Annotated in this window: 3 protein-coding genes; all 3 read left to right on the top strand. The window is 61.0% G+C overall.

The genetic code is table 11. The features are described from left to right. A partial coding sequence (locus VLU25_20015; protein HSR70226.1) for a methyltransferase occupies positions 1-1,784 on the top strand: 1,784 nt, incomplete at its 5' end. A 74-nt stretch (positions 1,785-1,858) separates the two neighbouring features. Beyond that, positions 1,859-3,430 (top strand): histidine ammonia-lyase, encoded by a 1,572-nt coding sequence (gene hutH / locus VLU25_20010; protein ID HSR70225.1) that lies wholly within the window; start codon positions 1,859-1,861, stop codon positions 3,428-3,430. A 33-nt stretch (positions 3,431-3,463) separates the two neighbouring features. Then, on the top strand, positions 3,464-8,239 hold a 4,776-nt coding region (locus tag VLU25_20005), incomplete at its 3' end, for an amino acid adenylation domain-containing protein (protein ID HSR70224.1).

Here is an 8,239-nt window from a genome sequence, read left to right as displayed (position 1 = left end):
CCGCTTCCCAGACGCAAGCCGGCCAAGGAGGGCTGACGGGCCTGCGCGGTCAGTACGTCTCTGACTGCCGCACCCTTTACGACGGCATCTACGAACTGGAACAGGAATACTCGACCCGCGATCCCGGCATCAACTTCAGGGTCTGGACCGACGGTTTCAACCAGCCCTACCAGGAAGAGGAAATCCTGGAATACGTCGACGACACGGCCGGGCGCATCCTGCAACTGAGACCCCAGCGGGTGCTGGAAGTGGGAGCCGGCACGGGTCTGCTTCTTTTCCGCCTCGCCCCTCACTGCCAAAGCTACCACGCCACCGACGTTTCGCCCTCGGCGGCGGAGTATCTCAGACGACGCCTGAAAGCCCAGCGGCCTCCCCTGTCCGGAGTCAGCGTCGAGCAACGGGCCGCCCACGACTTTAAGGGGCTGGAGAAGCAGTCCTTCGACGCAATGGTTCTCAACTTGGTGGCCATGCACTTTCCGGATGCCGAATACTTGATCGGCTTTCTGGAAAAGGCCGTGGAACTGCTCGCTCCGGGCGGCTTTCTCTTCGCCGGAGGTCTACGCAGTCTGCCCCTGTTCGAGACCTTTCTAACGCGTATTCAATTGGAGTCGGCGCCGGCTTCCCTGAGCCGCCGGCGGCTGCGCGACCGGGTGCGCGAGAGGGCAGTGCAGGAAAAGGACTTGCTCATCGATCCGGCGCTTTTTTCGGCCTTCGGCCAATCCTCTCCTTACGTCGGTCATGTGGAGATACGGCCCTTGGGCGGCCGTAGCCACAATGACCTCAACCGCTATCTCTATGACGCGGTGCTTCACCTGTGCGAGCCGCCCCGCCTGGATGCGCCCTCTTGGAGGGATTGGAAGCAGGAAGGACTTGATCTGGCGGCTCTCCGCCGCCTCCTGATTGAGAAGGGGCCGCGCCGCCTGGCCTTTTTCAATGTCCCCAACGCGCGCCTGGCGAAGGATGTTCGGCTGCAGGAGTTGATGGCCCTCGCGGACGGTCCCCGAACGGCGGGAGAGTTACGCAAGGCTCTCCGCCGGGAGACCTTTGAGGAGGCGGTCGATCCAGCCCAGCTTTGGGATCTGGGGAAGGATGAAGATGTGCCCTATGACGTTCAACTCAGTTGGGCCAGCAACCCGTCCGACGGCAGTCTCGACCTGGTTCTTAGTCGAGGCCGGAAATCGTCTCCGCAATCCCTGTGGTTCCCGCCGCGAGGCGTGTTCTCTCCCAAGCCCTGGAACGATTATGTCAACAAGCCCCTGCAGGGAATGCGGAGCAAGCGCTTGGACAGGGAACTTCGCCGCTTTCTGGAAACGGCCTTGCCTGATTCGCATGTACCTTCCTTTTTCGTCTTTCTCGACAGCTTGCCGCGCAATCCCAACGGAAAGGTGGCCCGCGAGGCCCTAGCCAGGCCTCAAGGGACGGTTCTTGATGAGAGCTTTGAAAGCGATCCGCCTCAGGGCGAAACAGAAATCCGCATCGCGGGCATCTGGCGCGAACTGCTGCCGGTCGAGAAGGTGGGACGCCACACCGACTTCTTCCAATTGGGCGGACACTCGCTGCTGGCTACTCAGGTGGTCAACCGTCTCCGCTACAAGATGACCGTTGAAGTCGCACTGCTCGACTTCCTCAAGAACCCTACCATCGCCGCCTTGGCGGAGAAAGTCGAAGAAGCCCGCAAGTCGTCCTCGCTGGAGCAGGCGAAAGTCGCACAAGTCCTCAAAGAAGTCCGCGGCCTTTCGGAAGGCGAAGTCGAGGCCATGCTCTCCGAGGGGCGGACTAACTGAAAGGAAGAACATGACGATGCTCGGCATCGCAGCATAAGAAACCGCAACGACTCATCGGGATTGAGGAGGAGCAAATGGAATCAGTTGACAACAAGCGGGGAAGGACCCGCTCCCGCGGACAACGCGCGAAACACGCGATCACCTTGGAACGCTACAGCATCGATGATCTCCAAGACCTAATCGAAACACGCCCGCGGCTGGAACTGTCTGCCCAAGTCGCCGAGAAAATCGATTCCTGTTCCCGCTTTGTCGAGCGCAAAGCTCAAGAAGACGTGCACATCTACGGCACCAACACCGGATTCGGATCCCTGTGCGAGACGCGCGTCGAAGCTTCCGAGATGGAGCAGTTGCAACACAACCACATTCTCTCTCATGCCTGCGGAGTGGGCGAACCTGTTGCGGAGGATATTGCCCGCCTGACGCTGCTCAACAAGCTTTTGACCTTTCGAAGCGGCCATACTGGAATCGCCCTTTCCACCGTCAACCGGCTTCTCGATTTTTGGAACCAGGAAGCCATTCCGGTCATTCCCAAAAAAGGCAGCGTGGGGGCCAGCGGAGACCTGGCCCCCTTGGCCCACATGTCGCTTCCCCTCCTGGGACTGGGCCGCTTTCACCATCGGGGAGCAATCGTTGAAGCTGGACCGGTGCTGGAGGAGATGGGCTGGCCGCCGGTTCGGCTCAAGCCCAAGGAGGGATTGGCCCTGACCAACGGCGTTCAGTACATCAGCGCCATCGGCGCCCATAGCCTCAAGAGGCTGGACACGCTGATCAAGTGCGCCGACTTGATTCTGGCCATGACCATACAGGCCTTCAGTTGCTCACGTACCTTTTATCAAGCCATCTTGCATGAAACTTCCTGTCACCCGCAGCGCAGGGACGTGGCGGCCAACCTGAGGAAAGTTCTGGAAGGCAGCAACCATTTCGATCTTCCCAACTGCAACAAGTCAAGGCAAGACCCCTATTCCCTGAGATGCGCCCCTCAAGTGCACGGAGCGGTTCGCCAGGCCTTCGGTCACGCGATGGAGGTCATCGAGAACGAATGCAACGGGGTTTCCGACAACCCTCTCTTCTTTCCCGATCACGATGAGTTTCTATCGGGAGGGAATCTGCACGGGGAGTCGACGGCGATGACTCTCGACTACCTGGCCATCGCCGCCGCTGAGCTGGCAAGCATTTCGGAGAGGCGGACCTACCTGCTGCTCTCCGGCCAGCGCCAACTGCCTGACTTTCTGGTCAAGCATTCCGGATTGAATTCCGGTTTCATGGTGGCCCAGTACACGTCGGCCGCCCTGGTCAACGAGAACAAGGTCCTCTCGACGCCGGCCAGCGTCGACACCATCCCCACCTGCCAACTGCAGGAAGACCACGTCAGCATGGGGGGCACTTCGGCCTACAAGCTGCAGCAGATCATCGAAAACTTGGAAATCGTGCTGGCCATCGAGTTGATGACGGCGGCTCAGGCAATCGATTTCAATCGATCTCAGGGTTTGCGGCTCTCACCCGCGACCCAGGCGATTCACGACCGCTTCAGGAAACAGGTTGATTCTCTCGAGAACGACCGGGTTCTCAGTGACGACATCCGCACATCCACCGATTTTCTGCTTGCCAACGGGAAGTCCTGGACCAAGGAACTGTCGCTGGCCTGACGAGCCCGGCGGAGCGGACTGGAAAACGAAACTATGAAGGACGTCGCTCAAGATATCGCTTCTCTCAGCCCAGAGAAGAGAAAGCTGGTCGAAAAGTTGCTGCGCCAGCAGGGTGTGGACCCGGACTCCTCGGCCCTTCCCATCGCTGCTCGCGACGACGCCAGCGCCGCCGCGCCCTGCTCGTTCGCTCAGGAGAGGGTTTGGTTTCTCGACCAATTAGAGCCGGAGGGGGCTCATTTCAATCTCTTGAAGCCCAAACGGCTTCGCGGGGAACTCGATTTGGGAATTCTGCGGCAGAGCCTGGGCCGCGTCGTGCAGCGCCACGACATCCTGAGGACGGTATTCCGCCTGGAAAAGGACAGTCCCGTTCAGGTGGTGATCCCCTACCGCCGCTTTGATCTTCCCTGCGTGGACCTCTCGGGACTGGGGAAGCGGCAACGGCGGCGAGAGATGCGGAGGCAGGCGGACATCCTCCTGCATCAGCCCATGGCTTTGGCCCGGGGACCTCTCTTCAAGGCCCTCCTGCTGCGCCTTGAGGAAGATGACCACGTCCTGCTTGCGGTCATGCACCATCTCGTCTTCGATGGATGGTCGACCTCCGTCTTCTATCGGGATCTGGCCCACTTCTACGACTTTCTGTCAGGCAAGCGGCCAAGCCCGCCTCCACCCCTGGCCATTCAATATGCCGATTTCGCGGTTTGGCAGCGCCGACGAATGCTGAGGCAGAATCTAGGCAAGCAGCTCGACTATTGGAAAGAGCGGTTGAGCGGGGAGATTCCGCTCCTCGAGTTGCCAGCCGACCGGCGTCGACCCTCGCTTCAGTCCTTTCGAGGCGGCAGGGAACGGTTGCGTTTGACTCGGGATTTGACGGCCCAGCTCCTTTCCCTGAGCCGTCGTGAAGGGGTCACGCTCTATATGACCCTCTTGGCCGCCTTCAAGTTGCTCCTCTTGCGCTTCACGGGTGTGCGGGACATCGTGGTCGGTTCTCCCATCGCCAACCGCAACCGGGCCGAGATCGAACCTCTGATCGGGTTTTTTGTGAATACCCTGGCACTGCGCACCGATCTATCCGGGAATCCCAGTTTCCTGGACCTTCTCGACAGAGTCAGGGAGACAGCCCTGGAAGCTTACGCCCACCAGGATCTGCCCTTCGAAAAGCTGGTCGAGGAATTGGGTCCGCGACGGGATATGAGCCATCAGCCCTTTTTCCAGATCCTTTTCCACCTCCAGAACGCGCCCGAAGAGGATCGCCGCTTGGGCGGGCTGCGCATGAGCGACTTGCGGCTCATCGCTGCGGGCGTAATGTTCGACTTGGAGGTGACTCTGTGGGAGCGGGACGGCCGCATCGAGGGAGTTCTCGAATACGCCGCCGAGCTCTTCGACCAAAGCACCATACAGAGGTTCTGCCAGATTTACCTCCGCTTGTTGCAGGAGATCTGCGTCCGCCCCGAGCGCTGCCTGCAGGACTTTCCGCTGCTTGACCCGGAGGAGCGGGCCGTACTTCTTGGAGAAGGCTCGGCCGGCCATCTTCGCCCGGTCCCCGACCGCTTGATCCACACCCTATTCGAGGAACGCGCCGCCTCCCAACCCGACCAGGTGGCTCTCCGCTTCGGCGATGAGAGGATGAGTTTTGGCCAGCTCAATGAGCGGAGCAACCAGATCGCTCACGGTCTGGAGAGGATGCAATTGGACGGGAAAAGTCCCATCGCCCTTTTGCTCGAACGGGAACCCGATCAAGTCGTTTCGCTCCTCGCCGTTCTCAAAGCGGGACGGGCCTTTCTTTGTCTGGACGGCGATCATCCCAGGGGCAGGCTGAGGGAAATCCTGCAAGAAGCGGCTCCTTCCTGCCTGATCACCGATTCAAACTCTTGGGCCCAACATGCGAATCTTTTCCCGCAAGACGCAGGACAGCGCGTGGTCTTTAGCGATCTTTCCCCAGAGGAGGCACGTAACCAGGGGCCCGGCTGCGCCAGTTCTCGGCCGTTCGAATCCTGCCCGGACGACAATCCCGCTACTCCCATTCATCCTCGGGATAGGGCGTTCATCTGCTATACCTCGGGTTCAACGGGCAGCCCCAAGGGCATCGTTCAAACGCACCGCAACTTCTCCCAGTTTCTCGCCTGGTACGGACGGCAGTTTCAACTTGCCCCAGGCAAGAGGATGGCCCATTGGGCCTCCATCAGCTACGACGCCTCTTATGCCGAAATCCTGGGCGCCCTCTGTTTCGGGGCCACTCTGTGCATGACCTCCGGGGCCATCCGAAGAGATCCCTCGGCGCTGCTCAAGTGGGGGAGGGAAGAACGCCTGACCCACCTTCAACTCGTTCCCAGCTTCCTGCAGCAACTGCTGGCGGAGCTTGAAGTCCGCAACCGTCCCTCCAAATCTGACATCTGGCCCGAACTGGAGTTTCTGCTCTTGGCGGGGGAGGTCCTCCATCCCCTGACCGTCCACCGATGGCGCTCGCTTTGCCCCGACCGTCCCAGGCTCTTCAACCTCTATGGGCCGACCGAGTGTGTCTTGGCTACCTGCTACGAAGTCGCCGAAGCCGATCTGTCTCGGCCTTCGACCCCGCTTGGACGAGCTTTCGAGGGGCGTCACGTGCTGGTGCTGGACCACTCCATGGAGCCCTGCCCGCCCGGAGTTGTGGGCGAGATCCATATCCGCAGCCCCTATCTCTCCAGCGGATACCTCAGCCGGCCCGAGGAGACGCAGCAGGTATTCCTGCCCGATCTCCTCGATTCCGATCCTTCCATTGGGATTTACCGGTCGGGCGACCTGGGACGTTGGCTGGAAAACGGCATCCTCGAGTTTCGGGGCCGTCGCGACCAGCAGCTCAAGGTGCGGGGCGTGCGCATCGAACTGGAAGAGGTGGAAGCGGTTCTGGCCCGCCATCGGGACATCCGCGAATGCGCCGTCGTGCCTCGCTCTTCCGGCCAGGACGGGGTGAGCCTGGCGGCCTACCTCGTAGCCGAGGGCAGCTCTAAACCGGCGGCGGGGTCGTCCATGGACACCCGACTGAGGAGCTGCCTCCGCGAGTCCTTGCCCGAGCCCGCTATCCCCTCCTGGTTCCGTTTCCTGGAGTCGCTCCCCCGCACCCGCACCGGGAAGATCGACCGGGCGGCGTTGAGGCGTTTGGACCAACAATGGTCGGAGGAAGAACTGGAAGAACGACGCCGGTCGTCCCAGGATCCCGCCACGCCCGTCGAGGCTCAAATCGCCGACCTCTGGAAGGACTTCCTGCACGTAGATCAAGTGGGCCGCCACGACGACTTCTTCCAACTGGGAGGCCATTCGCTCTTGGCCACTCAAGTCGTCAACCGGCTGCGCTCCGTCTTTTCGGTCGATTTGCCGCTGCGGCGGTTCCTGGAAGCCAACACCGTGGCCGGACTTGCCGCCTGCCTGGAAGAAATCCGCAGGGACGCCGGGGAGGCGGCGGTCCCGGACTTGCCGCTGCGAGCCCGGAATGAGACGGACCCCAGTCCCGCCTCCTTTGCCCAGCAGCGCCTCTGGTTTCTCGATCAAGTGCAATCGGGCACGTCTCTCTACAACATCCCCGCTCCCCTCCGCCTGGACGGAGACCTGCAGGTCGGCGCCCTGAAACGCAGTCTCGGTGAAATCGTTCGCCGACACCAAGTCTTGCGTACGACCTTCGTCGAAGACAACAGGCGCCTGCTTCAAGTCGTGCAGCCCTTCAAGCCCCTTGACTTGCCGCTCATCGACTTGAGCGGCCTGCCTTCGGCAACAGGCCGCGCCGAGGCCCGGCGGGTGGCCGAGGCGGATGCCGAACGTCCCTTCAACATCGACCAGAGCCCCCTCTTGCGGAGTGCTCTCATCCGCCTGCAGGAGTCGCAACATATCCTCCTCTTGAACTGGCACCATATCGCCTTCGACGGCTGGTCGAGCGGTGTCTTCATGGAGGAGATGTGCCGGCTTTACGAAGCCTTCTCCTCAGGCCGGCCGTCGCCTCTCGCTCCGCTTCCCCTGCAATACGCGGACTTTGCCGCATGGCAGCGGGAATGGCTGCAAGGAGACGCCCTGCGGCGCCAAGTTGAATACTGGAAGAAGGAAGTGGGTGAAAGACCTTCAGGCCTGGACTTGCCGACCGATCGGCCGCGACCTCGCGTCCAAAGCTATCGGGGAGGCAAGAAGCTGTTTCGTCTCTCCAAGGACCTAAGCGCAGGCTTGAGGGCCTTGAGCCGCCAACAGAGCGCAACCCTCTTCATGACTCTTCTCGCTGCCTTCAAGGTGCTGCTGCACCGCTATGCGTCCCAGGATCAGATCCTGGTCTGCTCGCCGATCGCCAACCGCAACCGGGTCGAGATCGAAAAGCTGATCGGATACTTCGTCAATAACCTTATCTTGGGCGGGGACCTGTCCGAAAATCCCTCCTTCCAGGACTTTCTGCAACAAGTGCGGCAAAGAACGCTGGACGCTTACGATCACCAAGACCTTCCTTACGAGAAGTTGGTGGAAGAACTGCAGCCGGAGCGCGATCTCAGCCGTCAGCCCCTGGCCCAGGTCATGTTTCAACTCCAGAATGCTCCCCGAGCCCCGCGCAACCCTCGAGGTTTGCGGGTCGGTCTGATGGAGGTTGAGAGCGTCAAGACAGCCTTCGACCTCACTCTTTCAATGTGGGAAAGCGGCGGACGCCTGAATGGCGAGTTCGTCTACAGCAGCGATCTCTTTGAGGAGGAGACGGTCGAGGGCTGGGTGCGCCACTACCGGAGGCTGCTGGAGGGGATCGTAGCGGATCCGGCGCGACCGGTTTCGCGTTTGCCCCTTCTTGAAGAAAAGGAGCGGGAAGTTCTT

Source organism: Acidobacteriota bacterium (assembly GCA_035471785.1).
In the GTDB taxonomy this organism is placed as follows: domain Bacteria; phylum Acidobacteriota; class UBA6911; order RPQK01; family DATIPO01; genus JANQFM01.
This window is presented reverse-complemented; position numbering and strand designations above follow the sequence as displayed.